Annotated in this window: 29 protein-coding genes and 1 other annotated feature; of the genes, 21 read left to right on the forward strand and 8 right to left on the reverse strand. The window is 36.6% G+C overall.

Features of this window, described 5'->3' with window-relative positions:
* Window positions 1–11 precede the first annotated feature (11 nt).
* The 14 genes from recD2 (at window position 12) to C8270_RS12050 (ending at window position 14,771) form a co-directional block, all read left to right on the forward strand.
* Entirely contained in the window at window positions 12–2,339 is a 2,328-nt protein-coding gene (gene recD2 / locus C8270_RS11985) for an SF1B family DNA helicase RecD2 (protein WP_106497057.1), read from the forward strand.
* 74 nt (window positions 2,340–2,413) lie between these two features.
* A complete protein-coding gene (locus tag C8270_RS11990) occupies window positions 2,414–2,608 on the forward strand; it encodes a hypothetical protein (RefSeq protein ID WP_106497058.1) in 195 nt (64 codons plus the stop codon).
* Between the two features lie 45 nt (window positions 2,609–2,653).
* Entirely contained in the window at window positions 2,654–3,721 is a 1,068-nt protein-coding gene (locus C8270_RS11995) for an AI-2E family transporter (protein WP_106497059.1), read from the forward strand.
* 45 nt (window positions 3,722–3,766) lie between these two features.
* Window positions 3,767–3,973: a binding site (T-box leader), on the forward strand.
* Between the two features lie 747 nt (window positions 3,974–4,720).
* Window positions 4,721–7,363, forward strand: a complete 2,643-nt coding sequence (gene alaS / locus C8270_RS12000) for an alanine--tRNA ligase (protein ID WP_106497060.1) — start codon at window positions 4,721–4,723, stop codon at window positions 7,361–7,363.
* 206 nt (window positions 7,364–7,569) lie between these two features.
* Window positions 7,570–7,836: an IreB family regulatory phosphoprotein gene (locus tag C8270_RS12005; RefSeq protein ID WP_106497061.1), complete on the forward strand. Its 267-nt coding sequence runs from the start codon at window positions 7,570–7,572 to the stop codon at window positions 7,834–7,836.
* A gap of 4 nt (window positions 7,837–7,840) precedes the next feature.
* Window positions 7,841–8,257, forward strand: a complete 417-nt coding sequence (gene ruvX / locus C8270_RS12010; protein WP_106497062.1) for a Holliday junction resolvase RuvX — start codon at window positions 7,841–7,843, stop codon at window positions 8,255–8,257.
* A gap of 11 nt (window positions 8,258–8,268) precedes the next feature.
* Window positions 8,269–8,559, forward strand: a complete 291-nt coding sequence (locus C8270_RS12015; protein ID WP_106497063.1) for a DUF1292 domain-containing protein — start codon at window positions 8,269–8,271, stop codon at window positions 8,557–8,559.
* Window positions 8,560–9,045: 486 nt separating this feature from the next.
* A complete protein-coding gene (gene mltG / locus C8270_RS12020; protein ID WP_106497064.1) occupies window positions 9,046–10,164 on the forward strand; it encodes an endolytic transglycosylase MltG in 1,119 nt (372 codons plus the stop codon).
* A 31-nt stretch (window positions 10,165–10,195) separates the two neighbouring features.
* Window positions 10,196–10,831, forward strand: a complete 636-nt coding sequence (locus tag C8270_RS12025) for an O-methyltransferase (protein ID WP_106497065.1) — start codon at window positions 10,196–10,198, stop codon at window positions 10,829–10,831.
* Between the two features lie 19 nt (window positions 10,832–10,850).
* Complete coding sequence (udk, locus tag C8270_RS12030) at window positions 10,851–11,504, forward strand: uridine kinase (protein WP_106497066.1); 654 nt, start codon at window positions 10,851–10,853, stop codon at window positions 11,502–11,504.
* Window positions 11,505–11,720: 216 nt separating this feature from the next.
* Complete coding sequence (greA, locus tag C8270_RS12035) at window positions 11,721–12,197, forward strand: transcription elongation factor GreA (protein ID WP_106497067.1); 477 nt, start codon at window positions 11,721–11,723, stop codon at window positions 12,195–12,197.
* A gap of 856 nt (window positions 12,198–13,053) precedes the next feature.
* The gene (locus tag C8270_RS12040; RefSeq protein WP_106497068.1) at window positions 13,054–13,725 is read left to right on the forward strand and encodes a YrrS family protein; all 672 of its coding nucleotides are present in this window, start codon (window positions 13,054–13,056) and stop codon (window positions 13,723–13,725) included.
* A gap of 50 nt (window positions 13,726–13,775) precedes the next feature.
* Window positions 13,776–14,468 (forward strand): 5'-methylthioadenosine/S-adenosylhomocysteine nucleosidase, encoded by a 693-nt coding sequence (gene mtnN / locus C8270_RS12045; protein WP_106497069.1) that lies wholly within the window; start codon window positions 13,776–13,778, stop codon window positions 14,466–14,468.
* A 75-nt stretch (window positions 14,469–14,543) separates the two neighbouring features.
* Complete coding sequence (locus tag C8270_RS12050) at window positions 14,544–14,771, forward strand: YrhC family protein (RefSeq protein ID WP_106497070.1); 228 nt, start codon at window positions 14,544–14,546, stop codon at window positions 14,769–14,771.
* Window positions 14,772–14,816: 45 nt separating this feature from the next.
* Here the strand turns inward: C8270_RS12050 and sigK are convergent, their stop codons facing one another.
* The 8 genes from sigK to C8270_RS12090 form a co-directional block, all read right to left on the reverse strand.
* On the reverse strand, window positions 14,817–15,521 hold the full coding sequence (gene sigK, locus C8270_RS12055) for an RNA polymerase sporulation sigma factor SigK (RefSeq protein ID WP_106497071.1): 705 nt from the start codon (window positions 15,519–15,521) through the stop codon (window positions 14,817–14,819).
* A 124-nt stretch (window positions 15,522–15,645) separates the two neighbouring features.
* Window positions 15,646–16,026, reverse strand: a complete 381-nt coding sequence (gene mnhG, locus C8270_RS12060) for a monovalent cation/H(+) antiporter subunit G (protein WP_106497072.1) — start codon at window positions 16,024–16,026, stop codon at window positions 15,646–15,648.
* A complete protein-coding gene (locus tag C8270_RS12065) occupies window positions 16,007–16,318 on the reverse strand; it encodes a Na(+)/H(+) antiporter subunit F1 (RefSeq protein ID WP_106497073.1) in 312 nt (103 codons plus the stop codon). The genes mnhG and C8270_RS12065 overlap by 20 nt, the downstream gene beginning before the upstream one ends.
* On the reverse strand, window positions 16,315–16,791 hold the full coding sequence (locus C8270_RS12070; RefSeq protein WP_106497074.1) for a Na+/H+ antiporter subunit E: 477 nt from the start codon (window positions 16,789–16,791) through the stop codon (window positions 16,315–16,317). The genes C8270_RS12065 and C8270_RS12070 overlap by 4 nt, the downstream gene beginning before the upstream one ends.
* A 6-nt stretch (window positions 16,792–16,797) precedes the next feature.
* Entirely contained in the window at window positions 16,798–18,279 is a 1,482-nt protein-coding gene (locus C8270_RS12075) for a Na+/H+ antiporter subunit D (protein WP_106497075.1), read from the reverse strand.
* A complete protein-coding gene (locus C8270_RS12080) occupies window positions 18,272–18,610 on the reverse strand; it encodes a Na(+)/H(+) antiporter subunit C (RefSeq protein WP_106497076.1) in 339 nt (112 codons plus the stop codon). Before C8270_RS12080 ends, C8270_RS12075 begins: the two co-directional genes overlap by 8 nt.
* On the reverse strand, window positions 18,611–20,935 hold the full coding sequence (locus tag C8270_RS12085) for a Na+/H+ antiporter subunit A (protein ID WP_106497077.1): 2,325 nt from the start codon (window positions 20,933–20,935) through the stop codon (window positions 18,611–18,613).
* Between the two features lie 498 nt (window positions 20,936–21,433).
* Complete coding sequence (locus C8270_RS12090; RefSeq protein ID WP_106497078.1) at window positions 21,434–21,610, reverse strand: sporulation histidine kinase inhibitor Sda; 177 nt, start codon at window positions 21,608–21,610, stop codon at window positions 21,434–21,436.
* A gap of 491 nt (window positions 21,611–22,101) precedes the next feature.
* Here C8270_RS12090 and C8270_RS12095 point away from each other — a divergent pair, with 491 nt between their 5' ends.
* The 7 genes from C8270_RS12095 to rsfS are packed head-to-tail and all read left to right on the forward strand — an operon-like array spanning window position 22,102 to window position 26,375.
* Window positions 22,102–22,617: a YqeG family HAD IIIA-type phosphatase gene (locus C8270_RS12095; protein WP_106497079.1), complete on the forward strand. Its 516-nt coding sequence runs from the start codon at window positions 22,102–22,104 to the stop codon at window positions 22,615–22,617.
* Window positions 22,618–22,619: 2 nt separating this feature from the next.
* Window positions 22,620–23,720 carry a ribosome biogenesis GTPase YqeH gene (gene yqeH / locus C8270_RS12100; protein WP_106497080.1) on the forward strand — a complete coding sequence of 367 codons (1,101 nt, stop codon included), beginning with the start codon at window positions 22,620–22,622 and terminating at the stop codon, window positions 23,718–23,720.
* Between the two features lie 14 nt (window positions 23,721–23,734).
* Complete coding sequence (aroE, locus tag C8270_RS12105) at window positions 23,735–24,583, forward strand: shikimate dehydrogenase (RefSeq protein ID WP_106497081.1); 849 nt, start codon at window positions 23,735–23,737, stop codon at window positions 24,581–24,583.
* A 1-nt stretch (window position 24,584) separates the two neighbouring features.
* Window positions 24,585–24,875: a ribosome assembly RNA-binding protein YhbY gene (gene yhbY / locus C8270_RS12110; protein ID WP_106497082.1), complete on the forward strand. Its 291-nt coding sequence runs from the start codon at window positions 24,585–24,587 to the stop codon at window positions 24,873–24,875.
* A gap of 10 nt (window positions 24,876–24,885) precedes the next feature.
* The gene (locus C8270_RS12115) at window positions 24,886–25,455 is read left to right on the forward strand and encodes a nicotinate-nucleotide adenylyltransferase (protein ID WP_106497083.1); all 570 of its coding nucleotides are present in this window, start codon (window positions 24,886–24,888) and stop codon (window positions 25,453–25,455) included.
* Window positions 25,442–26,014 (forward strand): bis(5'-nucleosyl)-tetraphosphatase (symmetrical) YqeK, encoded by a 573-nt coding sequence (gene yqeK, locus C8270_RS12120; protein WP_106497084.1) that lies wholly within the window; start codon window positions 25,442–25,444, stop codon window positions 26,012–26,014. Before C8270_RS12115 ends, yqeK begins: the two co-directional genes overlap by 14 nt.
* A gap of 1 nt (window position 26,015) precedes the next feature.
* The gene (gene rsfS / locus C8270_RS12125; RefSeq protein WP_234028554.1) at window positions 26,016–26,375 is read left to right on the forward strand and encodes a ribosome silencing factor; all 360 of its coding nucleotides are present in this window, start codon (window positions 26,016–26,018) and stop codon (window positions 26,373–26,375) included.
* Window positions 26,376–26,377 lie beyond the last annotated feature (2 nt).

Below are 26,377 nucleotides of genomic sequence, written 5' to 3' on the forward strand. Positions count from 1 at the left end.
GGGTAGTTGTGATGGCACATGAAAGGGACATGATGAAAGACGAGGAACAAGGCTATATTACTGGTGAACTTCTATACACGATTTTCCATAATGAAACAGAACACTTTTCGATTGCGAAAATTAAAATTCAAGACACAAATGAAGATTATCGTGAGAAAGATGTTGTAGCAAAAGGCTATTTCTCAAATTTGCAAACCGGTAAAAAATATCGTTTTTATGGTCAATTCGAACGGCATGTTAAATTTGGCCTACAATACCAGGTAACCTCCTATCAAACGGTTATCCCAAATACAAAAGATGGACTAGTTGCCTATCTGTCCAGCGATTTATTTCATGGAATTGGTAAAAAGACAGCGAAGCGGATTATTGACCATTTAGGTGAAAACGCTATTTCTAAGATTTTAAATCAGCCATCTGTGTTAGATGGAGTTCCAGGTCTTAAAAAGGACAAAGCAGATACATTGGTTAAGAACTTGCAAGAAAATCAAGGATTTGAGCATATTGTTGTCTATTTGGCCAAATACGGAATTGGGTTAAAAATGGCTCAGAAAATTTATCAGGAATATAAAGAAGATGCCATTACACAACTTGAGGAGGATCCATATCAATACGTGTTTGATATTGAAGGATTTGGCTTTCAAAAAGCTGATGAAATAGCTAGTCAGAATGGATTATCATTAACCCACCCAAATCGAATTGGTGCTGGGTGTATTTATGTTTTGCAAAAAAGTGTTCAAGATGGACATGTTTATTTACCATTAGACAGTTGTGTGGAGCAAGTTATTCGTCTACTCTATAACGCAGATTTCACGTTATCAGCTGAAACCATTCAGGATAGATTGGAAGAACTAAACAAAGAAAAGATTATTATTTTACAAAATGGACATGTTTATTTACCCTCTCTCTATTATGCGGAGGATGGATTTGCTTCCCATTTAAAACGATTGATCTCAAAACCAGTTGAACAAAAAACAACGCTAGCAGAATTAATGACGATAATAGGTAAAATTGAAGAAGAGGAAATACTTAGTTATGGAAAAGAACAGTTTAAAGCAATTAATCAGTCGCTTGATTCAAAAATAACCATTGTAACTGGTGGCCCAGGCACAGGAAAAACAACGGTTATTAAAGGAATTTTACAAGCGTACGCAGCAATTCACGCTGTTTCCATGGACCCTAAGGATTATGATACAGAAACTGACTTTCCATTTGTTTTAACTGCGCCAACAGGTCGTGCAGCAAAACGTCTTAATGAATCCACTGGTCTTCCAGCGGTAACAATCCATCGGTTACTGGGGTGGGATGGCAAAAACGGCTTCGAGAAAAACCAACATGAACAACTAGCAGGAAAATTTATTATTATTGATGAATTTTCAATGGTAGACATATGGCTTGCCAACAGTTTATTTAAAGCAATTCCTGATGATATGCAGGTATTGTTAGTTGGTGATGAAGACCAGCTTCCATCAGTCGGACCAGGTCAGGTACTAAGTGATTTATTAGGTAGTACGTTCATTCCGTATGTCCAGTTGAGCGAAGTGTATCGTCAAAAAGAAGGGTCAAAAATTATTCAATTAGCCCATCAGATCAAAAATGACATATGTACAGTAGAATCGTTGCAAAATGATAAGGATTTCAGTTTCATCCCCTGTCATGAGCAGCAAATGATTGATGTGATTGTGAAAATTTATGAAAAAGCAAAGAATAAAGGACTTGATACAAAAGATATCCAGGTACTTGCACCAATGTATCGCTCGCAAGCGGGAATAACTATGATCAATAAACATCTGCAGCAATTGATTAACCCGAAAACGAACCAAAAACGCGAAGTTAAGCTGCAAGATGTTTGTTACCGAGTCGGTGATAAAGTGATTCAATTAGTTAATCAGCCGGAAGATCATGTTTATAATGGAGATATTGGAGAAGTTGTTGCTATTTTTGAAGAAGATGAGAATACGGAACAAGTTGAGCAATTGGTTATAGCCTACGAGGGGAAAGAGGTTATTTATGAGCGAAAGGACTATGTTAATATTATGCATGCATACTGTATCTCGATTCATAAATCACAAGGGAGCGAATTTCCAATCGTTCTGTTGCCAGTGGTGTCAACGTATAATCGCATGCTCCGCAAAAATCTGCTGTATACAGCCATAACTAGAAGTAAACAATCTTTAATCATTTGTGGTGAAGTTAATGCTTTTCTTCGTGGAGTGCAGACACTGGATACGAACATTAGGTTTACGTCGTTAAAAGAATTGCTACAGGAGAGATTAACGAATCAAGAAATGGCGACATCTGAAGAGGATGAGGAAGAACTAACGCCATATGATTTCATGTGACAAATGTATATTTTATACAATTCGCGGTTAAGCTAACATAATAATGTAATTTTTAACACAAAGGAGCATTATCTATGTTACAATGCCCGAATTGTAGAGGGAAAAATATTGGAAAAATCGGCTCTCAACAATTTTACTGCTGGAATTGCTTTATTGAATTATCGATTGCTGATAATAACGAACTAGCTGTACATCAAATTGAAGCTGATGGTTCATTAAGCTCGTTAAATGATCTGTTTACGGATGATGAGAGAAGAATACAATGGTAGCTCTTCGTTGCATATACGCTATTTCTGTACGAAGGAGCGCTTGTTATGATTAAGCAAAAAAAACCGTTGCTATTTCTCTATTGGATTGTTATCGGCATTTTTGTATGTTTATTTATTTATTTACTTGTTAAACTGTTCCCGTTATATGGAGCTGTTTTTTCTTTTCTTTGGCGTCTATTGGCTCCATTCATCATCGCGTGCTTAATTGCCTATTTGTTATACCCAGTTGTTAAAAAAATACATACTTATCATATCCCAAAAAGTATAGCAATTTTATTAATCTATATTTTGTTTTTTGGCGGAATTGCTTATTTGGTCTACCGTGTATATCCAGCGGTGATTCACCAGTTAAGTGATTTAAATGAACAGTTACCACAACTAATTAAGATGTATGAAAATTTGATTTATCAAATGTATGAATATACGTCATTTTTGCCGGAAGTTGTTCATGATAAAATGGATCAGTTGATAGCTGGAATTGAAACGTCAATGGAAAACTTATTGGGGAAATTGGTTGGTGGATTTACAAGAGTATTTGATATGATTGTAACAATTACGGTTATACCTGTTCTTGTTTTTTATTTTTTGAAGGATTTCACGAAAATAAAAAATTCTATCAAAAAATGGATTCCTACTAAACATCATGAGCAATACGGGGAATTGTTTCGTGCAATCGGTGAAAGTCTGGGAAATTATATTCGTGGGCAACTTATTGTCTGTTTGTTTGTTAGTCTAACGACGTTTATCATTTTTCAGATGCTACATATTAAATACGCATTATTGTTAGCCATTATCATGGGTTTAACAAATATAATTCCCTATTTCGGACCAATCATTGGTGCTATTCCGGCGGTTGCTATTACTTTAACAATGTCAGCTAAATTAATTATTTTTGTATTACTAGGAATATTCGTTATCCAATTAATTGAAAGTAACTTGTTATCTCCATATATTGTTGGAAAGAGTATTGATATTCATCCAATAGCTATCATTTTCGCCTTGCTTCTAGGAGGAGAATTAGGTGGTGTTATTGGGATGATTGTAGCTGTTCCGACTTTAACGATTTTAAAAGTTATCACGACACATCTAGTCAGAATTAGGGTTCAACATTGACATTTCTACAATTATTTTCTATAATATCGCTAAACTAGTTTAATACGAAAAACGTTGAAAGTTCTAAGTACATGATAGCCTATCTACAAGAGAGGGATTTCGCTAGCTGAAAGAAATTCTTAGATAAAGAATCATGGAAAGCTAAACTTGAGTATAGGTAAACCCTGTCGGCACCCACACCGTTATTGTGACAAGTGATAAATGAAGTTTCGTTTATAATTAGGGTGGTACCGCGAATATCTCGTCCCTGCAATCGCAGAGAGGGGATTTTTTTATTTAGGCTGTTTTTCTAAAAGATTGTTTTTTACACAATAGATATAAACTGTGACATAACTAAGAAACTGCTCTCCTACCGTTTCGGAAATACACTACGCTTTCCGCGGGCGGCTGCTGAGCCTCCTCGAGCTATCGCTCTGCGGGGTCTCATCTAGGCCTTTTCTCCCGCAGAAGTCTCCGTGTATTTCCTCCACTGATGTTGTGATTTAAAAACTCATTACATTCAGCTATTGCTTAGTGAATTTCTGTTCAAGGGAGAAAAAGTCCGTGTAATGTTAAAATCCATGGCTTTTCCCCTGTCGATAATCAGAGCTCCACTACCAGCGGAGGCAGAATACGTAGACTCCTTGAAAATACAGATCAATTTTCTGCGTGCGATGTAACGCTGCCGAAGCATTCCTTGTCCTGCGGGAACAATGGTTTTCGGTGGGGCGAGTTAGCGCAGCCCCAGCACGAGTCTGAAGACCCCGCAATGGTGGTTTTCCGCTTCGAAGGCTGAAGCCCTGCCCGCGGAAAGCGAAGTATTCTGACGGAGCGGATCCAAGCACTAAGTCATCATTAGAACCAGAGAGAACGTTGCAAAAGAGAATTTTCACTGTGTCGCATTTTATATCAACTACGAAATTTAATAAGCAAAAAACATTATGAAAAGAGCCTTTATTTAAGATTTTAATGGATTGGCTAAAATCTGACATGAGATATAACATACTGGAGGGAAGTAACATGAAACAATTAAAATCAGAGCAGGTAAGACAATTATTTTTAGATTTCTTTACTGAAAAAGGGCACCGGGTTGAACCAAGTGCATCATTAGTACCGAAAGATGACCCAACGTTACTATGGATTAATAGTGGGGTTGCGACCTTAAAAAAATACTTTGACGGCAGTGTTATACCAGATAATCCTCGTATCGTGAACGCTCAAAAGGCGATTCGGACAAATGATATTGAAAATGTCGGATTCACAGCTAGGCATCATACATTTTTTGAAATGCTTGGAAACTTTTCTATTGGAGACTATTTTAAGAAAGAAGCAATTGAGTGGGCATGGGAGTTTCTTACAGATGAAAGATGGATAAATTTTGACCCAGAATTGTTGTCTGTCACCGTCCATCCAGAAGATGATGAAGCATATGATATTTGGTTAAATGATATTAAACTTCCAAAAGAGCGCATTATTCGCTTAGAAGAAAACTTCTGGGATATCGGGGAGGGACCGAGTGGACCAAATACCGAAATTTTTTATGATCGTGGTGAAAAATACGGAAATGATCCAAGTGACCCGGAATTATACCCTGGTGGAGAAAATGAACGTTACTTAGAAATTTGGAATTTAGTTTTTTCTCAATACAATCATAATCCTGATGATACGTACACACCACTTCCAAAGAAAAATATTGATACTGGTATGGGGCTTGAACGCATGGTTTCTGTTATCCAAGATGCACCAACAAATTTTGAAACTGATTTGTTTATGCCAATCATTAATAAAATTGAGGAACTGGCAAATGTTAGTTATGGGAAGAATAAAAACAGTGACACAGCTTTTAAAGTAATTGCCGATCATATTCGGACAGTTGCTTTTGCAATTGGTGATAGTGCGTTGCCTTCAAATGAAGGACGAGGGTATGTATTACGACGGTTATTACGACGTGCGGTACGTTTTGCAAAACAGATTGGCATTGAAGAGCCGTTTATGTACAAGCTCGTTCCAGTTGTTGGGCAAATAATGCAGGACTTTTATCCGGAAGTTTCAAACCAAGTATCGTATATTGAAAATATTATTAAAACGGAAGAGGAACGTTTTCATGAAACATTAAATGATGGATTAGAAATACTGACTTCCATTATCAAAAAAGAAAAAAACAATGGCAGTACTGTATTTCCTGGTAAAGAAGTATTTCGGTTATATGACACGTACGGTTTTCCAAAAGAGTTAACGGAAGAGTACGTGGAGGAAGAGGGCTTTACAATCGATGAAGCTGGATTTGATGAAGAAATGAAAATGCAGCGAGAACGTGCACGTAATGCGCGACAAAAAGTAGATTCGATGCATGTTCAGGATGAAACATTAAGTAAGGTAGATGTGGAAAGTACGTTTATTGGTTATCAGCAGTTAGAGGTAGAAACAACGATTGAGCAAATAATAAACGGAAAAGAAATGGTTCCTACTGCTGGTGTTGATGACGAAGTTGTTCTATTTTTGAAGGAAACTCCTTTTTATGCAGAAAGTGGTGGACAGATTGCTGATACTGGATGGATCTACTCTGATCATGCAACAGCATATGTTAAAAATGTCCAAAAAGCACCAAAAGGTCAACACCTTCATCAAGTTATCGTGAAAGAGGGAGAATTGAAGCTAGGTGATAATGTTAAGGCAATTGTTGATTCCGATTTCCGAAACATGATAGTTAAAAACCATACAGCAACACACCTATTGCATCAAGCGCTTAAAGATGTACTAGGCAATCATGTAAATCAAGCTGGTTCACTAGTAACACCAGACAGACTCCGGTTCGATTTTTCTCATTTTGGATCTATAAGTGACGAAGAGTTGAAAAAAATTGAACAAATTGTTAATGAAAAGGTTTGGGAATCAACCCAGGTTGTTATCGAGAGCAAGAAAATTGATGAGGCAAAAGAAATGGGAGCGATGGCATTATTTGGTGAAAAATATGGAGATATCGTCCGGGTTGTTCAAGTAGGCGATTACAGTATCGAACTTTGTGGTGGTTGCCACGTCACAAACACTGCAGAGATTGGAATGTTTAAAATTATAGCTGAGACTGGAATAGGTGCTGGCACAAGACGGATTGAAGCTGTTACGAGTAAACATGCCTATCATTTTGTTAATCAAAAATTAGCAGTGTTAGATCAAGCTGCACAACTAGTAAAGGCTAATGATGAAAAGGTCCCTGAACGAATAAATAGTTTGTATACAGATATAAAAGCATTGCAAAAAGAAAATGAATCACTAAGTTCGAAATTATCAAATGTCGAAGCTTCGTCTATACTAGATAAAGTAGAAAAGATAGAAAATGTTTCTGTACTTGCTCAAAAGGTAAATGTTAAAGATATGAACCAATTACGAAATATGGTTGACGAATTAAAACAGAAGCTTGAATCTGGTGTGATTTTACTTGCTGCAGAAAATGAGCAAAAGGTACAATTAGCTGCAGGAGTATCAAAAGATTTAATTGAGCGTGGTCTGCATGCTGGTAAATTAATTAAACAAGCTGCTCAAGCATGCGGTGGCGGCGGTGGTGGTCGTCCCGATATGGCGCAAGCAGGAGGAAAAGACCCGGAAAAAATAGGTGATGCATTACGTAATGCAAGTCTTTATGTCACAGATACGATAAAAGAATAAATAGACTGTACTCTATTTCCTTGATGGATATAACATTACAATTTTGTGTGCTATGGAAGCTAAAGTATACTAGGATCAGTGGCTAGTGAGGTTCTCGTCGTATGATAAATATCGGTTTACTCGTGCGATTCTTAAAAAAAGATATAATATTAGCTAGAAACATGTTAAAATGATGAATAAGGCAAAACATGGAACGAGGTGTCACTATGAGCTCTATTGATAAAACAATGAAATTTAATTTTTCAGAGGAACCATTTGATCAGGATATTAAAGAGATTTTACTAACTGTTCATGGAGCGCTGAAGGAAAAAGGGTATAATCCGATTAACCAAATTGTTGGTTATCTATTATCTGGTGACCCTGCGTATATACCAAGGTATAATGATGCGCGAAATTTAATTCGAAAAGTTGAGCGTGATGAAGTGATAGAAGAGTTAGTGAAATTTTATTTAGAGCAACAGCAAGAGGGCTGAGTAAATGAAAATTATTGGGTTAGATGTAGGGTCCAAAACTATAGGTGTCGCTATTAGCGATGCCTTTGGCTGGACAGCACAAGGATTAACAACAATTAAATGGAATGAGCAGGATATTCATTCTGCAGATGAAGAGTTGAAAGCTATCATTCATGAACATGAGATAGAAAAGGCAGTTGTTGGTTTACCAAAAAATATGAATGGAACGATCGGTGAACGTGGACAGGCGTCGGAAATATATGCAAAACATATCGAGAAAATCCATCAAATACCTACCGTGCTTTGGGATGAGCGCCTTACAACAATTGCTGCTGAGCGTGTACTTTTGGAAGCGGATGTAAGTCGAAAAAAGCGGAAAAAAGTGATCGATAAAATGGCTGCTGTCATGATCCTGCAAGGTTATCTTGATCAAAAAATATAAGGAGTGAAGATATGGCACTAGAAGAAAAAGAACGAATTATTATTCCCGATGAAAATGGGGAAGAGCATCTATTTGAAGTATTGTTTACGTTTGATGTTGATCAAACAAATCAATCTTATATTGCTGTCGTGCCAGTAGAACAAAAAGACGATGAAGAAGTAGAAGTATATGCTTTTCGTTATGAAGAAAAGAATAGTGATGAAAACGACTTATCACTATTCCCGATCGAATCGGAAGAAGAGTGGGAAATGGTTGAAGAAATGCTAAATACGTTAGCAGATGAAGAGGATGACCATTCATAAATTCATGACTTTAATAGAACAAAAGCGCAAGCGCCCGTTTAGCGACGTATTGACTGGACCGTGCCGTATGAGATAAAGGAAACACGATGAGCGTAAGCGAATCGATGTTGACTTATCGTAAGGAGGTATGGGAAGTCAACTAGTCGCTGGGCGCTGGAGCTGGCCGTGGCTGATTCTGCTATTACGCCACACGCCTAATTAAGTTATACTTTCTTTACTTTCAAAATAAGGCTGATGTCACAATTTGACATCAGCCTTTCGAATTTATGCGGTAAATTGGTAAATGGATCCCATGCCAGTTTAGTGGACCCTGAGTCAGTAGCCACGATTAGATACCTCTTCAGGCACCCTGGAAAACGAAACTGTATATGGGATACGGGTCAGATAGCAACAATCGATGCGAAAGCAACCTAAAAAATTTAGCGAATCATGGCATGTTTATCTTTTTTTTAGTATAATATACCGGATGGGAAAGGGGGATACTTAATGTTTAAGAAGAAGGATAAAGGTAAATATAAGGATAAGCTTATAGCTCGCAGTGAAGAAGCTAAAACGGTGCGGAAAATCGTTGCTATTATCATTATTTCACTTGTCCTGATACTTCTGGTAGGAGGTATCTCAGGTTATATGTATGTTAAATCAGCATTGAACCCGGTTGATCCAGATAGTAAAAAGGAAGTAAATGTCACAATTCCAATGGGTTCATCAACATCGAGTATTGCATCGATACTTGATGAAAAAGGAATAATCAAAGATGCACGTGTTTTTCGATTTTACATAAAATTCCAAAATGAGTCAGATTTTCAAGCAGGAGATTACGAATTTTCACCATCGATGACATTGGATGAGATTATTGATTCTTTGAAAAAAGGAAAAGTTATGGAAGAAGCAATTTATAAGGTCACCATACCAGAAGGGAAAACAATTGATCAAATTGCTCAAATCTATGCAAAAAAGTTACCAATTAAAAAGGAAGAGTTTTTATCAAAGGTAAATGATCCAGATTATGTTTCAAAATTGATCGATAAATACCCAGAAGTTCTATCAGAGGAAATTTTGAATCCGGACATTAAGACGCCGTTAGAAGGGTATTTATTCGCAGCAACCTATAAATTCTATCAAGAGGAACCGAGTGCAACAACAATCATAGAAAAAATGCTAAAGAAAACTGTTGCTGTTGTTTCCCCTTATTTAGATGAAATTTCGACTCGAGACTTTACTGTTCATGAGATGATCACAATGGCTTCCTTGGTTGAAAACGAGGCACGGACAAAGGATCAACGTAAAAAGATAGCTGGGGTTTTCTATAACCGTTTACATGCAGAAATGCCCCTTCAGACCGATCCAACTGTCTTGTATGCATTAGGAAAACATAAGGATAAGGTGTTACTTAAAGATTTAGAGATTGAGTCACCATATAATACGTATCAAATAGATACATTACCGGTTGGTCCAATTTCTAATTTTGCTGAGAATTCATTGAAAGCAACACTTGAGCCGGAGGAATCGGATTATAAATATTTTCTACATGACGATGAAGGAAACATTCATTATGCAAAAACCCATGATGAACATTTAAAATTAAAAGAGCAATACATTGAGTAAATGCAAGAAATGTGAAAAGAGGCTGAAAATCATGGATGAAAACTTGACAGGCTATTTAACACAATTATTGCCTGAACAAGAAAATTGGGTGCTGGAATTAGAGAAACAAGCGAAAGAAGATCACGTACCGATTATGGATCCGGTTGGAATTCATTTTTTAATGCAGGTAATTAAATTGAGAAAGCCAGCTTCGATTCTAGAAATCGGTGCCGCAATTGGTTATTCTGCCCTACGAATGATACAGGCGAACCCCGCAGCAACTGTTCTGACAATTGAACGGGATGAACAGCGCTACAAACAGGCACTGTACAATATTGAAAAACAACAAAAACAAGATAAAATCGATGTTATTTTTGGAGATGCGCTGGAAAAAGCTGAGGATATAGTTGCCAAAGGTCCTTTTGATTTGTTGTTTATTGATGCGGCTAAGGGCCAATATCAACGTTTTTTTGAATTATATAGCCAGGCAATTTCAAAAGGTGGCTTAATTATAACAGATAATGTATTATTTAAGGGGTATGTTGCCGATCCGGACAAAGTACATCCAAGGTATGCGAAACTTGGAAAGAAAATTCGTAAGTATAACGATTGGCTTATGCAAAACCCCGATTATACAACATCGATTGTTCCAATAGGTGATGGAGTTGCGATAAGCATTAAAGAGTAAGAAAGGAGCACTTTAGTTCATGCGTGAAAAGCCAGTTGTTATCGGCGTTGCAGGAGGTAGTGGTAGTGGAAAAACGACTGTAACCCGATCTATTTGTCAACGTTTTTCTGATAAAACAATTCTTGTTATTGAACAGGACTATTACTATAAAGATCAAAGTCATTTACCATTTGAGGAGCGGTTGAATACAAATTACGATCATCCGTTAGCATTTGATAATGATTTATTAATTCAACATATACATGATTTAATGAACCATAAAACGATTGAAAAACCAGTCTATGATTACAAAATTCATACACGGTCAAATGAGGTTATTCCTGTCGAACCAAAAGAAGTAATTATTTTGGAAGGCATTTTAATATTAGAAGACCCCCGATTAGTTGACTTAATGGATATTAAAGTGTTCGTTGATACAGATGCAGATGTTAGGATTATGCGTCGGCTCTTAAGAGATATTAAAGAACGAGGAAGAACTCTTGATTCAGTGATCGATCAGTATATTAATAATGTTAGGCCAATGCATTTGCAATTTGTAGAACCAACGAAGCGCTATGCGGATATTATCATTCCTGAAGGCGGTCAAAATCACGTAGCAATCGACATTATGGCAACAAAAATTGAAACGATATTGTCAAAAAATCGTGATAAGCAAATTAAGGAAAAGTATTGAAAATTTAAATTGAATCTGCCATAGTATTTATTAGTACAATAAATAGTAATTCATAACATTGAATAAACAATCTTATAAACTCCAAAATGTCTGTTTGAACTGCAGACAAGTGAACATCGCTAATAAACCGATACATTTTGTTTATTCCATAAGGTTACATAAGCGTGTTGCTCATTTTTGTGTATTTCCATGGTAGAAAGAAAAGGAGTGTTTTAAATGGCTATAGAGAAAAGTTATTACATGACACAAGAGGGGAAAGAAAAGTTAGAAGAAGAACTGCATTATTTAAAAACGGAAAGACGACAAGAAGTTGTAGAACGAATAAAAGTTGCTCGTGGATTTGGTGACTTATCTGAGAACTCGGAGTATGATGCAGCAAAAGATGAACAAGCATTTGTTGAATCACGTGTTACACAAGTAGAAAAAATGATTCGTAATGCAGTTATTATTGAAAATGATAATGACAATCCTGATATTGTATCAATGGGAAAATCGGTTACGTTTATGGAATTACCAGATGGAGAAGAAGAAACATACAAAATTGTCGGCAGTGCTGAAGCGGATCCTTTTGAGGGCAAAATTTCCAATGATTCACCAATGGCCAAAAGCTTGCTAGGCCACGAAATTGGCACAGAGGTGAGTGTGACAACACCAGGTGGAGACATTCAAGTTAAAATTACGAAAGTGGAATAAATAAACGGAGACAAAAGCGGTTTTATTACCGCTTTTGTCTTTTTACAAAGGCTTTTCGTAAAAGATTGGGACTGCGTTTACTCGCCCCATCGAAAACATTTGTTGTTTTGACACAATAGATATATTATGTGCAATAACTAGAAATCAAGTTCGGAGCTTTGACAGCCGCTACGGGAAAACACTACGCTAGTATGTGCTATTACTTGATATACATGCTATATCTACACAAAAATTAGGGAACTTCTACTAGCGGAGTCAGAATACGTAGACTCCTTGAAAATACAGTTCGATTTTCTGCGTGCGATGTAATGCTGCCGAAGCATTCCTTGTCCTATGGGAACAATGGTCTTCGGTGGGGCGAGTTAGCGCAGCCCCAGCACGAGTCCGAAGACCCCGCAGGACAAGGAAAACTTCAGTGGTATTACATCGCACGCAGAAAAAGTGGTTTTCTTTTTCAAGGAAGCGCTCTTTGCTTTCGAGGAGGCTGAGGCCGTGCCCATGGAAAGCGGAGTATTCTGACGGAGCGAATCCAAGCACCCATATACCATTGGAACGGGAAGAAAGTGTCACCAAAGAGAACTTCATTACGTCGCATTTTATATCAACTACGAAACAAAAAAGCAACAAACGTTACGAAAAAGTCTTTACATTTATAGATGGGTTACTTTATATATATGTTTCTCGAAACGTTCATTATCTATATTTCCTTTGTAAATAAGCAATGCATCGGTTCCTACTTTACTACTTTAAACCGAACCTTTGACCTAATAGCTATGTGAATTCACTTTGATATTTTTGCTTATAAATGCTCATGCAAGTTATGATATTATAATAGGTAAGGGAAGGGTGTTTTGGAGTGAACGATTACAATAACTATTCACGAGTCAACAAGTTTGAAAAACGACGAAAAAATACGAAGCAATTATCTATTTTACTTGTTGTTGGCGGTATTCTAATTGTTATTCTAATATGTATATTGCTATTTGGTGGTGGTGATGATGAACAGAGCAGCCAACCAGTAGATCATGATACTAATCAACATGAGGAAAATGCGACTGAATCTGGTGATGATACAAAATCAGATGGTTCACAAGACACTGATGATGAAATGACGATGGATGAAGAGAATCCTTCTAATGAGCAGGAAAATGATACAGAAAGTAATACAAACGTTGAAACGGAACAAATTGAAACACCGGATGACGCAAATGTGACCGAAGCATATACAGGAGACTGGCAACCAATAGGAACGAAACAACAGGGTACTCATACAACAAATTATGATGAGGGATCACAGGATCGCATTGAAATAGAACAAGCGATTCGTTTAGCTACAGGGCTTGAAGAAGGCAATATGACAACATGGTGGTTAGAACGTGATGAGGATCAAGGTATAATCGCTACTGTTTCTGACCATGGTGAAACGCAAACATATCGAACGTATTTAACATGGGTGGAAAATGAAGGGTGGCAACCAACAAAAGTAGAAGTGTTAAAAGAAAATGATCAAAAGTATCGCTTTGAATAAAAGTGTGGTGACGAAGGAAATATCCTAAAAATGGAAAAGAGGGCTTTCTTGTGACGATAGGAATTATTGGTGCAATGGACGAAGAAGTGGCAATTTTATTAGAAAATATGATAGATCAGCAGCAAACAACTATTGCGAATTGCTTGTTCGTTCAAGGCAAATTACATGATAAAGATGTTGTTTTATTGAAATCTGGAATTGGCAAAGTAAATGCGGCTATGGCTACCACTATAATGCATGAACGCTTTGCACCATCATATGTTATTAATACAGGTTCAGCTGGTGGATTTGATACTGATTTGGATGTCGGTGATGTTGTTATTTCAACGCAGGTTGTTCATCACGATGTAGATGCAACTGCATTCGATTACGCATATGGACAAGTTCCAAAAATGCCAGCGATGTTTGATGCTGATGCAACACTAGTGACTTTAGCAACAAAGGCACTTAATGGATTGGATATCCCATCAAAAGAAGGAATTATTGCTACAGGTGATTCATTTATGGATGATCCTGATCGAGTAGCGTTTGTAAATGAAAAATTCCCGACAATGATCGCTGCTGAAATGGAAGCTGCCGCTGTTGCACAAGTATGCTATCAATATGCGAAACCATTTGTTATTATCCGTGCGCTTTCAGATATTGCTGGAAAGGAATCCTCTGTTTCATTTGATACTTTTTTAGAAAAGGCGGCATCGAATGCATCAAAATTAATCATGACAATGATTGAGGAGCTTTCATAAGGAATCCATCATTTACCTCCCAGATTCTCTATTGTTCTATGATATGATGCTTCATAGGGAAGGGGGAGTACCTCAGTGGATTCAAAGACAAAAGAACTTGAGTTAAAACTTAAAGATTACCAACGTTTTATAATAACGTTATTAATAATTAGTATTTACTTATATATGGGTGCCATAATGGATACGTATATCCGTCCAAAAGCTGATGGCGGATTATTGACAGGACTTTCATTTGGAATGGTTACGGCTGCAGCAGGACTTATTATGAAGTATCGCAAAATGAAAAGTAAGGTTAGGAAATGAGTAGCGCGTATGATTAATTAAATCATCGCGCTTTTTCCTTTTAACTTAACCTCTACGTTCACTTCGGTAATACTCATGAAAGACCTTCATTAACGCCCTTTTTTCAATCCGTGATACATAACTTCTGGATATATTTAGCTTTTTGGCAATTTCCCGTTGAGTCATCTCTTTAGAATCATTTAAGCCGTAACGATAAAGAATAACTTCTTTTTCTCTGCTGTTAAGTATAGACAAGTAATCTTTCATTTTGTCAATTTCCATGTTTAATTGAATATATTCGATAACATCAGCATTTTCCGCTTCTAGTATATCAATTAAACTTATTTCATTACCTTCTTTATCCTGCCCAATTGGATCATGTAATGACACATCTTTTTTCACCTTTTTTAATGCTCGTAAATGCATAAGGATTTCATTTTCAATACATCTTGCAGCATAGGTAGCAAGTTTCGTTCCCTTTTTAGCAGAAAAACTCTCAATTCCTTTAATTAGACCAATAGTCCCGATGGAAATTAGATCCTCCATGTCTTCACCGGTATTATCAAACTTTTTGACAATGTGAGCAACCAGCCGTAAATTGTGCTCAATTAATTTGTTCCGGGCGTTTTCATCTCCGTCTTGCATTTGTCTAATGTACTTTGCTTCTTCATCTGGGGGGAGTGGCTGTGGAAAGGCGTGGTTTTTTACATAGGATACAAAAAAGAGCGCTTCTTTAACAAGTAATCCAAGCACGGTTAAAATTCCTGACAAACACATGCACCTCCTAAAATGCTGGCTGGGTATTTGCCTATATAACATCCATATGAGGAGAATGATTATATTGTGTCTGTCCTTATTAAAAACTAAAATAAAAAGTGACTTTCAGTTGAGAAAGTCACTTTTGCATTTGTTTATTGTATTCTTGTATTGCTTCTTCATAGGCATCATTTTGGTTATGTGTAACTGGTTTTACGCCACTGCGATGTGCCGCCCTTGATATCATATGACCAGATACTGGTGCTGTTATTAGTGTGAAAACAATGGCTAACAGTAGTTTTCCACTTACGAGCGAATGTGTTACATATAGAAATAGAAATGCACCAATTAAAATGCCAGCTATCCCTAGTGTTGAAGCTTTTGTCGCCGCGTGGAGCCGGGTGTATACATCGGGGAATCGAATTACCCCAATGGATCCGGAAAGCATGAAAAATGAACCAGCTAATATAAGAAAAACAATGAGAATATTTAAGATGATGTTAATCCATGTCTCGATCAATTATAACACCCTTTTCTAAATATTTTGCGATAGCTAGTGTTCCAATGAAAAGTAGGATCCCAATTAACAAGACAACATCGTTTAATTTGGTTGTCACTATGATAATTGAAATTAATGCTGCAATTCCCATTAAATTAATTCCGATTCCGTCTAATGCAACGGCACGATCAGCATTCGATGGGCCAATTATCACCCGAATTAAAAGCAATAGGAGGGACACAGAGATAGCAACAATACAAATAACGGTAGACACATGAATAAGTTTTTGCGTGAATTCTAAAAGATCGTTCATCGTGTCACCTCCATAATTGCTTTCTCAAACGTATTTTTAATGGAATTAATGGAATCATCGATTGTATCGATATCCATCGCATGAATATAAATATGTGAATGATCGTATGAAATGGCAACCGATAAAGTTCCCGGTGTTAAGGTAATTAAATTAGCAAGCAACGTTATTCCCCAGTTACTTTTTAGATCAACCGGCAGTGCAAAAATCCCCGGTTCAAATTCAGGTTTTCGTTTATAAACTAATTTTACAATATCAATGTTTGACGAGATCAACTCTTTGATAAACAAAAGGATCAGCTTCACTATTTTATAGACCCGTTTTAAGTAGAAAGTGTCGGGAACAAAACGATTTAGCAATAACAACAAGAGCAGTCCCAATAAGTATCCTGCAAGAAAACTAGTTGCCGTGTATGATTCACTTAGGAACATCCACATGATTGCAATAATAAAATTAATGACTATCTGAAAGGCCATCATCCATTACTCCTTTAAAACAGATTCCATATAAACTTCTGGATCAAGTAAATATGTTGAGATCGATTCTATTGATGGGTAAATAAATTCTGCACCTAAACCTAGAATAACAGAAAATGCTAACAAAAATACAATTGGTCCAACCAAGCCTTTGGTAGATTTTTTTTCCGTGATAAGTGACTCATCCTTTTCACCCCAAAACCCATTAATAAAGATTTTCATAATGGAGTAAAGAATAAGCAGGCTTGAAAGTAAGGCGAGAATAACAATTGCAACTTCATTGGCAGATAGTGAACCTTTGAGTAACAATAGTTTTCCGATAAATCCGCTGAATGGTGGTATTCCTGCAAGCACAAAGGCAGAAACAAATAATAACCAGCCAAGCAGTGGATAATAGTGAATTAATCCACTAAACTTGCGCAGATCAGAGGTTCCGGCAACATACGCTACGGCCCCAACAAGCAAGAATAATGCACATTTTATTATCATGTCATGAACCAAATAATAAATTGATCCGCTAATCGCATCCTGATTGAATACACCGATTCCCATCATAATAAAACCGATAGCAGGGACAATGTTATATGCAATAATTAATTTAATATTGGAAGTGGATAATGCCCCAATAATACCGAAAATCATCGATAGACCAGCGATCCAAATAAATGCATGGTGTGTTAAATCTAATTTATATATAAAAATTAGGGAAAACACACGTAAGATCGAATAGACTCCAACTTTGGTCAAGAGTGCACCAAACAATGCGGAAATGACTGGATTTGGTACAACATATGATTTAGGCATCCAATAATATAATGGAAACAATGCTGCTTTTGTTGCAAAAACAAAAAAGAGTAATACAGCGATTGTTGTTAAAACACCTTTTTGATCAACATCCTGAACTCGTTCGGCAATTTGCGCCATGTTTACTGTACCAACTACGGAATAGAGGAAAGCAATGGCTGTAACAAATAATACCGAAGAAAAGAGATTAATTAATACATATTTAATGGATTCACGTAATTGAACTTTTCCTCCACCTAAAACGATTAGGGCATAGGAGGCCATTAATAATACTTCAAAAAATACATACAGGTTAAATAAATCGCCTGTGATAAAGGCTCCAGAAACACCAGCAATTAACAGGAAGAAAAACGCATAAAAGTAATGGGTTTCTTGTTTTACATCCATGGAATATGGTGCATAGAATGCACAAGCAGTTGCAATGATGTTCGTTGTTAGAACAAGTGTTACTGCTAGCGGATCAGCGACAAGAATAATTCCATATGGTGCTTCCCAACCGCCAGTTTCCAATATAAGTGCACCATTGTTGAAAACAATCCATGCAATATATGATGCCACCCCGAGGTTTATTAAGATGAATATTTTACTTAACCAACGGGAGATGCCTACTTTATTGTGAAAAAAGGCCAGGATTATCCCGGATATCAATGGGATGATAATTGGCAATACTGCTAAATTACTCATTTTCGTCACCCCTTAATTGTGCCATGTCATCTGTATTGTTTTCATTAGCAGCTCTGTAAGCTAAAACCAATAACAGGCTCGTTACACCAAAGCTGATAACGATCGATGTTAAAATCAATGCCTGTGGTAGTGGATCAGCATAGTCTGATTTGCCTTCTGTTAAAATAGGTGGTTGTCCACGTTTGAGTTGTCCCATTGTCAAAATAAACAAATGTGCCCCATGGGATAGCAGTCCGGTTCCAATAATGATCCGCAGTAACTGCTTTTGCAGCAAATTATAAATAGCTGCAGCAAATAAGATACCTGCCAAAATGAGAATAATAATCTCCATTTATTTCGCCCCCCTCTTAAGCTTTATGAGGCTAAAGATAGCGAGTGCTGCTATACCTAACACTGTGATCTCAAATAATGTATCGAAACCGCGCATATCGACAAGGATGACGTTTACGATGTTATGACCGCCCCCTAGTTTTAGAGATGTTTCGATAAAGTAATTTGAGATGGATTCAAACCATTTACTGCTGTGTGCTGAAATTCCAATTAGTGTCATTAAGGCTCCAAAGCCAACCGAAATAACGATATTAACGATTTTGGTTCCACTTGTTTCGTTCCTTTTTCGCAGTTTTGGCATGTGTCTGAAACAAAGCAAAAACAAGACAACTGTTACTGTTTCAATTACTAACTGTGTTAATGCCAAGTCAGGTGCACGGTAAAGAACAAATAGAATAGCCACACCATAACCAACAACACCTAATATTAGGATAGCAGACACATTGTTTTTAGCTAAAATAGTAGCAAGTGCTGCAACAATCATGATGGCGACAACAGATACCTCAATAATTGTTACATCTGCTAAATTATCGAATTGAATGTTGAATCCATCCGTTACCAGCATAACAATAAAGGTTACAACAAGTGTTACACCTAAGATAATAGCTACGTATAACCGTAATGATCCCGTCATATAAGATTGTGTTACTTTTTGTGAAACGATATCTAGTTTTTCTAAGATGTAATCATACAGTTTGTTAAGGCTTAATTTACCAGGTAGTACACGATAGGCACCTGCCCATTTTTTACGTGTTAAAACTAATAGAAAACCTAAACCAACAACGATTAATGTCATTTTAAGTGGTGTGTTAAATCCGTGCCAAAAAGCAATATGCTGATCAATTTCAGCACCTTTTATTGCCTCCGCTGCGTGAGCTAGAAATGTTCCGTTTACTAAATTAGGAAACAGTCCGATTAACACAACACCTAAAACTAGAATAAAAGGGGACAGCAACATGCCAATTGGTGCTTCATGCGGTTTCTTTGGCAATAAATCAAGATGTTTTTTACCGGCAAAAGTCCCAAATAATAAATAAATCGAATAGACAAACGTAAAGATACTCCCGAATACAGCAAGATATGGAATCACTTGGGCGAGAACACTTGCAAATGTCGTAGCGCCTTCTAGATCAAGGCTTGATTCGAAAAATAATTCCTTACTATAGAACCCATTTAAAAATGGTAATGGGATTCCTGCCATTGAGAATGTTCCAAACAAGGCTAGTGTAGCAGTGATTGGCATAAACGTTACTAATCCACCAAGTTTACGGATATCACGTGTTCCTGTTTCATGGTCAACAATACCTGCAACCATGAAAAGACTGCCTTTAAATGTTGCATGGTTTAAAATATGAAATACCGCTGCAAATACGGCTACTTTTGTGCCAAATCCAAGCATGGCCATAATCATACCTAATTGACTAATGGTAGAAAATGCTAAGATTGCTTTTAAATCCGTTTGTCTTACTGCCATGTATGATCCCCAGCATAATGTCACAATCCCTGCAAGGCTGACAATAATAAAGAACCATTCATAACTAGAGAAAATAGGTGAAAACCGGGCAACTAAAAATAGTCCTGCTTTTACCATTGTTGCCGAATGCAGGTAAGCACTAACAGGTGTAGGTGCTTCCATTGCATCCGGTAGCCAAATATGAAACGGAAATTGCGCTGATTTGGTAAATGCACCGAGCAGAATAAACCCAAGAATTAATGGTAAATAGGTACTGTTTAAAATAACATCTTTTTGTTCGATCATTGATTGGATACTCGTCGTACCAGTAACAACAGATAGTAAGACAAATCCACCGAACATACTCAAACCACCAAAAATAGTAATAAGCATTGATTTTAATGCCCCATAGCGGGAACGTTCATTAAAATGCCAATAACCAATTAATAAAAAGGAAGAGATAGATGTTAGCTCCCAAAATGTGTAAAGCACAAATACATTATCGGATAATACGACACCGAGCATCGCTGCCATAAACATAAGGAGATAAACATAAAAGTGACCAAGCCGTTCTGTTTTATCTAAATAGTATATGGAATATAAAACAACAAGGGCGCCAATACCACTAATTAACAAAACGAATAACAAACTTAAACCGTCTAAATAAAAGTTCAAGTTGATTCCGAGTGATGGTATCCACTTATATGTTTTTGCTATTGGCGAAAAGTCACTGCCAATAAATTGAATAAAGTAAAGAAAAATGATAAATGGGATGAAAAACACAAAAATACCAGTATGTATTTTTTCTTTTATTTTACTAAGTAATGGAACAAAGCATGCTAGTATAAGTGGTATTATTACAGTGAAAATCATCTACTGGGATTCCTCCTTTGTTTTAAAAACTTTCAGCCTACTTTTTAAGTTAATAGTGTGTGTTCAAAAAGTTATCAAATTAGAAGCAAGAAGGTCGAGACGGCGTAGTCTTGAGGACCGGAATGTAGGAAAAATCTACATGAGGACCGAAAAGACGAGCCAACGAAGAGATTCGCCGCTTATTATTTGGTGACTTTTTGAACAACCTCTAATAGGATAAATGAACATACGTCTGAGGCTTTGTCAGGTAACTTGATGGGGGATGTTAGCGGTATTATCCATTCTAACGTATTTTCTTTTCATTATGTATCAAGTATACGCTGTAATATGTGTAATAAAGTTTATTATATTAAAATTGATCTTAAAATCCTGCTTTCCCTACATATGTTCAAATGATAGCTTATCATATTATAGGATCCTGCAAAATAAAAAACCCCTATCATTCATAAAAATGACAAGAGTTAACATAGAGCAATCTTTTTAAACTTTTCAGTGTCTCTAGCGGATTGAAGTATTAAGCAAGTTTTTCGAATCGTTTCTGGAACACTTTATTTTATGTGTTAATGACCTTCTGTTTATTTCCTGTTCAATAAGGTAAAGAAAATCAGGGCTTAGATTTAATTCATTTGCTTTACGATATGATTCTAACAACAATTCATTTGACAAATGCTCCATCAGTACAGCCCCTCCCGGGTAATTAGTAGTACTTCCATTTGAAGTTATTAATAACTTACCACGAATAATAGTACTGAACAAGGCAATAGTTATCTACAATCCCTTGTAGATAACTTGTGTATAAAAGTAAAAAATCACCCCTTGAATACTATTATATAAATGTGGATAATGTGATTAAAGTTATCCACAGGTCGGATTATGATGGAATTTGTCGAACGGTTTTTAGTAGAAAATGCGCCCATACAAGCATAATTTTTTGTGAATAGACATAAACATACAAAATTTATCCGCTCATTCTGTTCCAAATGCCAGTAGATCATGATAGTTTTGCCAGGATATGACAAATTAAACAGCCCGACAGAAGTTTCGCTTTAATATTGTAGAAAGTTGTTATAGGATTGAGGTATAATGTTAACTTGTGGTAATAGATGGTATTGTTTTGCCCAATAAAATAGGACTAGGTTAGGGAAGATAATAATGAGGTGTGACAGTTGTTAAAGAAGTTTTTACCGAATGAGCATGTTAAAAGTATTTTTGATATTCACCCTGCTGCATTAAAGCAAAAGGGTATTCGAGGAATTATAACCGATTTGGATAATACGCTTGTTGCGTGGGATGTAAAAGATGCAACACCGGAAATTGTCCAATGGTTTAAGTTAATGAAAGAACATGATATTAAAGTAACGATTATTTCGAATAATAAAGAAGAACGTGTTAAAGTTTTTTCAGAACCTCTAGGTACACCATTTGTTTTTAGTGCAAGAAAACCACTAGGGCACGCGTTCAAATCTGCCGCGAAACAAATGAAGTTAAAAAAGGAAGAAATTGTAGTTGTCGGCGATCAATTACTAACAGATGTTCTCGGCGGAAATTTCGCGGGATTTTATACGATATTGGTTGTTCCAATTGTACAAACCGATGGAAAAATGACTAGAATCAATCGAAAAATAGAACGGCAAATTTTAAGCTACATGCGGAAAAAAGGAAAAATTACCTGGGAGGAATAATGGTGGAAAAAAGACTTTGTCAAGGCTGTGGTGCCCCGATTCAGACAGCTAAACCAAAAGAAATTGGCTATACACCAGAATCAGCACTACAAAAGGATACGATTTTATGTCAACGTTGCTTTCGTCTGAAACACTATAACGAGATACAGTCCGTTTCAATTCGTGATGATGATTTTTTGCAAATGGTTAGTAAAATAGGGGAAAGAAGAGGATTGATTGTTCACATCGTTGACATATTTGATGTTAGTGGAAGTTTAATTAAAAGTTTACCAAGGATCACCGGGAATAACCCGATCATTTTGGTGGGGAATAAAATGGATTTATTGCCAAAATCAACAAATAAACGAAAGTTAACCGATTGGCTTCGATCATCAGCTAAAGAAATGGGAATCCGTGTGGAAGATGTGTTTTTGATTTCATCAGCAAAGGGACATGGAATGGAAGCATTAACAGAGGCTATTGAGCATTTTCGTGCGAATAAGGATGTATACATTGTCGGAACAACTAACGTTGGCAAATCAACATTTATTAATCGCTTAATTAAGCATTCAACAGGCATGAAAGATGTGATTACAACATCTTATTTTCCAGGGACAACACTAGGTTTTATTGAAATACCTTTAGATGAATCGACTGCATTAATTGATACGCCGGGGATTGTGAATAAACAGCAAATAGCTCATTACGTTTCCGAGCAGGATTTGAAGCTTATTACACCGAATAAGGAAATAAAACCGAGAATTTATCAATTGAATAGTGGTCAATCATTATTTTTTGGTGGACTTGCTCGCTTGGATTTTCTTAAAGGGGATAAACAATCGTTCGTTTGCTACTTCTCAAATCAGTTGCCGATTCATCGGACGAAGCTTGAAAATGCAGATACATTGTATAAGGAGCATAAAGGGGAACTTTTATCGCCTCCAGATGAACAGACACTAGAGAAATTACCAGATTTAACAGAAACGACGTATCGGTTAAACGAAGGAAAAACGGATATTGTTTTTCCTGGCTTAGGCTGGGTGAGTGTCCCTGGCTATCAAACGACGGTTACTGCATATAGTCCAAAAGGTGTAGCCGTGTCTGTTCGGAAGTCATTGATCTAAAGGGGGGATTCTGAATGCATTACCAATTTGCTCTAATTGGTTACCCGATAAACCATTCGCTTTCACCATGGATTCACAAACAATTTTTACAGAAAACTGGGTTAAGCGGTGACTACGTAATAAAAGAATTGGATCCAGATGAATCATTTACTAATAGCATGAAGGAACTCAAGGATAGTCAGATTGATGGGTTTAATATAACCGTCCCATATAAGCAAAAAATCATCACTTATTTAGATGAACTGGATGTTGAAGCTGAACGAATAGGTGCAGTGAATACGGTTGTAAATCGGGAGGGTAAATGGGTCGGTTATAATACAGATGGCAAAGGATATACCAGATCTCTAAAAGAACATTATCCTGCTATATTCTCTGACAAGCAAAAAAAAATAGTGATCGTTGGAGCAGGTGGCGCTGCAAGAGGGATTTATGATGCACTTGTAACAGAGGGATTTCTTTTTATTGATATCGCCAATCGAACAGTAAAAAGCGCAGAATCTATTGCTGATTTACAACAAAATAACACCAATACGACTATTTTATCTTTAGATGATTTACAACAAAGATTGAATATGTATGATGTGATCATTCAAACGACATCTGTTGGTATGAAACCGAATCAAGACCAAACGATTATAACAATGAAGTCACCTATGGATAGTACTAGTTTGGTAAGTGATATCATTTATCAACCAATTGAAACGAAATTTCTACAACAAGCAAATAACGCAGGAGCAATGATCCATTACGGGCATACAATGCTCTTATATCAAGCACAATATGCTTTTGAAATATGGACAAATAAACATGTTCCGATCGGTGATATGGAAAGTCAACTACAACAAATTTTGGAAGGAAGATAATATGTTAACAGGTAAGCAAAAAAGATATTTACGTTCGCAAGCTAATCAGTTAAAACCGATATTTCAAGTTGGAAAAATCGGCGTAAATGAGAATATGATCGAACAAATAAAAGAAGCATTAGAAAAGAGAGAATTACTTAAAGTAAGCATTTTACAAAATTGCTTGGAAGAAAAGGATGATGTTGCTGCCCGATTAGCAGAAGGAACAGAGGCAGAAGTCGTTCAAATAATTGGCAATATTATTGTATTATATAAAGAGTCGGAAGAAAATAAACATATCCAATTACCATAAAGGAGCCATTATGAAACGTGTTGGTATTCTAGGAGGGACATTTGACCCACCGCATTTAGGACATTTACTGATTGCAGAAGAAGTAAAGAATAAGCTTGAATTGGAGGAAATTTGGTTTATTCCTTCATATGAACCACCACATAAACAAAGAGCTAGAACTTGTGCAGCAGATCGTGTTGCCATGGTAAATAGAGCAATTGAGAACAATCAAGATTTTCAGGTAAATACAATAGAAATTAATCGTTTAGGAAAATCGTATACGTTTGATACAATGAAACTATTGAATGAATCATATCCTAATATAACGTTTTATTTTATCATTGGGGCTGATATGGTCGAATATTTACCTAAATGGGATCGAATTGACGAATTAATGAATATTGTTAAATTTGTCGGCGTAAAACGGAACGGATATCAGTTACATACGAATTATTCGATCATTGAATTGGATATTCCGATGATCGATGTGTCATCATCCTTAATTAGAGATCGTCTAAAATCGAACCAATCAGTCAAGTATTTACTGCCAGAAAAGGTGGAAACTTTTATTAAGGAGAAACAGTTATATGAAGAAAAATGATGCCATTGCAGCCGTTAAACCTCATCTTACTGAAAAACGATTTGATCATACATTACGGGTTGCCCAAACGGCTGTTGAATTAGCGAAAAGATTCAATGTATCCGAAAGTAAGGCAGAGTTAGCGGGTATTTTACATGATTATGCAAAATTCCGTTCCTTAGATGAAATGAGACGGATCATTTTATCAAGCTCACTGCCAAATGATTTACTACAATATCATCATGAATTATGGCACGCACCAGTTGGGGCAATTTTGGTGAATCAAGAGCATGGTATTAACGATCAAGAGGTTCTTGGAGCCATCCATAATCATACTACTGGAAAAGCACACATGAATAGACTGGAAATGGTTGTCTTATTGGCTGACTATATTGAACCTGGCCGATCCTTCCCGGGGTTAGATGAAGTCAGGGAGATGGCAGAACGGGATTTAACCCATGCATGTTGGCTGACACTGAAAAATACGATCGCATTTTTAATGCAAAAACAATCACGTATATATCCAGATACCTTTCATGCATATAATGATTTGACAAAGCAATTAAATGGAGGTAACTAACTTGAAGGAAACGAAAGAAATTCTAGAAAACGTAGCAGAAGCGTGTGATGATAAACGTGCCGAAGATATTATTGCATTGGATATGAAAAATGTTTCATTAGTTGCGGACTATTTCTTAATTTGTCACGGAAGTAATGAGCGGCAAGTACAGGCAATTGCTAGATCCATTAAAGATACTGCTGAAGAAGAAGGTTTAGATGTAAAACGTTTAGAAGGATTTGAACAAGCGCGTTGGATATTAGTCGATATTGGAGACATTGTCTGTCACATTTTCCATAAAGATGAGCGGTCTTATTATAATCTAGAACGTTTATGGGGCGATGCCTCCCAGGTTACATTAAACTTTGGGCAAGAAGGATAAAC

Origin of the sequence: Lentibacillus sp. Marseille-P4043, from assembly GCF_900258515.1 — a bacterium.
GTDB lineage: Bacteria > Bacillota > Bacilli > Bacillales > Amphibacillaceae > Lentibacillus_C.

What these genes read in the sequence shown, in the direction of transcription:
- C8270_RS12085 (WP_106497077.1), bottom strand. Translation starts at nt 20,935, where the DNA reads ATGATTTTCACTGTAATAATACCACTTATACTAGCATGCTTTGTTCCA.
- C8270_RS12065 (WP_106497073.1), bottom strand. Translation starts at nt 16,318, where the DNA reads ATGAACGATCTTTTAGAATTCACGCAAAAACTTATTCATGTGTCTACC.
- C8270_RS12015 (WP_106497063.1), top strand. Translation starts at nt 8,269, where the DNA reads ATGGCACTAGAAGAAAAAGAACGAATTATTATTCCCGATGAAAATGGG.
- udk (WP_106497066.1), top strand. Translation starts at nt 10,851, where the DNA reads ATGCGTGAAAAGCCAGTTGTTATCGGCGTTGCAGGAGGTAGTGGTAGT.
- ruvX (WP_106497062.1), top strand. Translation starts at nt 7,841, where the DNA reads ATGAAAATTATTGGGTTAGATGTAGGGTCCAAAACTATAGGTGTCGCT.
- C8270_RS12080 (WP_106497076.1), bottom strand. Translation starts at nt 18,610, where the DNA reads ATGGAGATTATTATTCTCATTTTGGCAGGTATCTTATTTGCTGCAGCT.
- C8270_RS12005 (WP_106497061.1), top strand. Translation starts at nt 7,570, where the DNA reads ATGAGCTCTATTGATAAAACAATGAAATTTAATTTTTCAGAGGAACCA.
- mltG (WP_106497064.1), top strand. Translation starts at nt 9,046, where the DNA reads ATGTTTAAGAAGAAGGATAAAGGTAAATATAAGGATAAGCTTATAGCT.
- C8270_RS12075 (WP_106497075.1), bottom strand. Translation starts at nt 18,279, where the DNA reads ATGAGTAATTTAGCAGTATTGCCAATTATCATCCCATTGATATCCGGG.
- yqeK (WP_106497084.1), top strand. Translation starts at nt 25,442, where the DNA reads ATGAAGAAAAATGATGCCATTGCAGCCGTTAAACCTCATCTTACTGAA.
- alaS (WP_106497060.1), top strand. Translation starts at nt 4,721, where the DNA reads ATGAAACAATTAAAATCAGAGCAGGTAAGACAATTATTTTTAGATTTC.
- C8270_RS11990 (WP_106497058.1), top strand. Translation starts at nt 2,414, where the DNA reads ATGTTACAATGCCCGAATTGTAGAGGGAAAAATATTGGAAAAATCGGC.
- C8270_RS12090 (WP_106497078.1), bottom strand. Translation starts at nt 21,610, where the DNA reads ATGGAGCATTTGTCAAATGAATTGTTGTTAGAATCATATCGTAAAGCA.
- yhbY (WP_106497082.1), top strand. Translation starts at nt 24,585, where the DNA reads ATGTTAACAGGTAAGCAAAAAAGATATTTACGTTCGCAAGCTAATCAG.
- C8270_RS12025 (WP_106497065.1), top strand. Translation starts at nt 10,196, where the DNA reads ATGGATGAAAACTTGACAGGCTATTTAACACAATTATTGCCTGAACAA.
- C8270_RS12070 (WP_106497074.1), bottom strand. Translation starts at nt 16,791, where the DNA reads ATGGCCTTTCAGATAGTCATTAATTTTATTATTGCAATCATGTGGATG.
- C8270_RS12115 (WP_106497083.1), top strand. Translation starts at nt 24,886, where the DNA reads ATGAAACGTGTTGGTATTCTAGGAGGGACATTTGACCCACCGCATTTA.
- C8270_RS11995 (WP_106497059.1), top strand. Translation starts at nt 2,654, where the DNA reads ATGATTAAGCAAAAAAAACCGTTGCTATTTCTCTATTGGATTGTTATC.
- aroE (WP_106497081.1), top strand. Translation starts at nt 23,735, where the DNA reads ATGCATTACCAATTTGCTCTAATTGGTTACCCGATAAACCATTCGCTT.
- recD2 (WP_106497057.1), top strand. Translation starts at nt 12, where the DNA reads ATGGCACATGAAAGGGACATGATGAAAGACGAGGAACAAGGCTATATT.
- greA (WP_106497067.1), top strand. Translation starts at nt 11,721, where the DNA reads ATGGCTATAGAGAAAAGTTATTACATGACACAAGAGGGGAAAGAAAAG.